Consider the following 1,513-nt stretch of genomic DNA (forward strand, 5'->3'; position numbering starts at 1 on the left):
TGGCTCTATGTATTTGTACAAACCATAGATCGAGCCAGCTCCCAGCAAGATGCAACACACTGCAAGGATCAATAAATACTTTACGAACTTCACCTGATATTTCCCACTTAAAGTCGGTTGGGCAGTTTATAAACAATCGCGCGGTAGTATAAAGGCAAGCCTGTACCTTGGATACGTCCTTTTCAACAGACGATAAGGAGATCGCGCAATGGCTTTTAAGACATGGCAAGTCGGGCTGGATATTCAAAACGGGCAGCTCTGCGCCCTGGGCATCCAGCGCCGTCGAAACGGCTGGCAGCTACGTCATTGGTGGCAGCATACGTTGCCGCAAGATACGTTAAGAAATGGCCTGGTGCAACGCCCGGACGATGTGGTGGCATTACTGCAACGCTGGCGTAAACACCTTCCTGCTCGCATTTCATTGCGGGTGGGCTTTCCCCCACAGTTAGTCATGCAGCGCCAGCTGACGAAGCCTGCCTTGCGATTACGTGAATCCGATCATAGCAGTTACATCATGGCGGCGGCGAGGCGACTTTTCCCAATCGCACCCGAAGTGCTGGCGCTGGATTACCGTTGTAGTGATGACGCTGACGGATCGATGTATCTGACGGCCGCACGTCAGGACGCACTACAAAATTGGGTAGACTGCCTGCAACAGGCATCGCTGGCTCCAGACGTTCTGGAACTGACTCCGGCGGCGCTGTATGCGCTGGCTCGTGAGCTGTCACTGGAGACGTCCGCTGCGTTGGTGCACCGCCTGAGCGATCACTGGCTGTGGTATGCCCCGCAGTCGGGTGAACATGCCTGGGGCTGGTGTTCACAGGAAGATGCAGCCGATTTTAGCGCACTACAGCAGCGATACTTACAAGGCAGTCACTCAGTCTGGTACAGCTCTGTGCTGGCAGAAGAGCGACCGGAAGGCACCTTCGCACTGTCGCCGCTGGCCGCAGTGCAATGTTATCAGCCGCCGTTACCCGTGTATGACGGTGCTTTTGCGTTGGCAACCGGCCTGGCATTACGCCCGGAGGATGACTGATGGTATGGGTGAACTTATTACCCTGGCGGCAGGTGCAATTGCAGAAGCGCTGGCGCGTCTGGCGTCTGGCAGGGGGCGCGTTAGTGCTGGTGTTTTCCATGCTGATGCTGAAGGGATACTGGCAGCGCAGTCTCAATCACCAACAGAGTAGCATGCAGGGGCTGTGGAACGCCGCGCTGAACGAGGCACAGGCTCTGAACGGGCGCACGCAGGCCGTGAGGCAGCAGCTCATCGCCTTGCAACGTCAGCAGGATCACCTCGTGCGCCGGCAACAGCAGATGGTTCAGTGGCGTGATTTCGCACGCGGGCTCGGCGCGCACTTTCCTCCGGATACGTGGCTGAACGTTTTGCATAAAACCCGTAAGGAACTGGTGTTACGCGGGGTGGCGGCCAGCATTCAGGAACTGCATCAACTGCGTGACAGATTACGTGAGGTTACGTTGTTTACACAGGTGAACCTGGGGGCGGTCCAGCGTG

General features: G+C 56.6%; 3 protein-coding genes. 2 read left to right on the forward strand and 1 reads right to left on the reverse strand.

Features of this window, described 5'->3' with window-relative positions:
- Window positions 1-93, reverse strand: a 93-nt coding sequence (locus WH277_RS28600; RefSeq protein ID WP_445235288.1) for a hypothetical protein, incomplete at its 3' end; no start/stop codon positions are given.
- A 115-nt stretch (window positions 94-208) separates the two neighbouring features.
- Here WH277_RS28600 and pilM point away from each other — a divergent pair.
- Window positions 209-1,036: a pilus assembly protein PilM gene (pilM, locus tag WH277_RS00710; RefSeq protein ID WP_339503795.1), complete on the forward strand. Its 828-nt coding sequence runs from the start codon at window positions 209-211 to the stop codon at window positions 1,034-1,036.
- Window positions 1,036-1,513, forward strand: a 478-nt coding sequence (locus tag WH277_RS00715) for a PilN domain-containing protein (RefSeq protein ID WP_339503797.1), incomplete at its 3' end; no start/stop codon positions are given. The genes pilM and WH277_RS00715, both read left to right, overlap by 1 nt.

Origin of the sequence: Erwinia sp. MYb416, from assembly GCF_037479575.1 — a bacterium.
Taxonomy (GTDB): domain Bacteria; phylum Pseudomonadota; class Gammaproteobacteria; order Enterobacterales; family Enterobacteriaceae; genus Erwinia; species Erwinia rhapontici.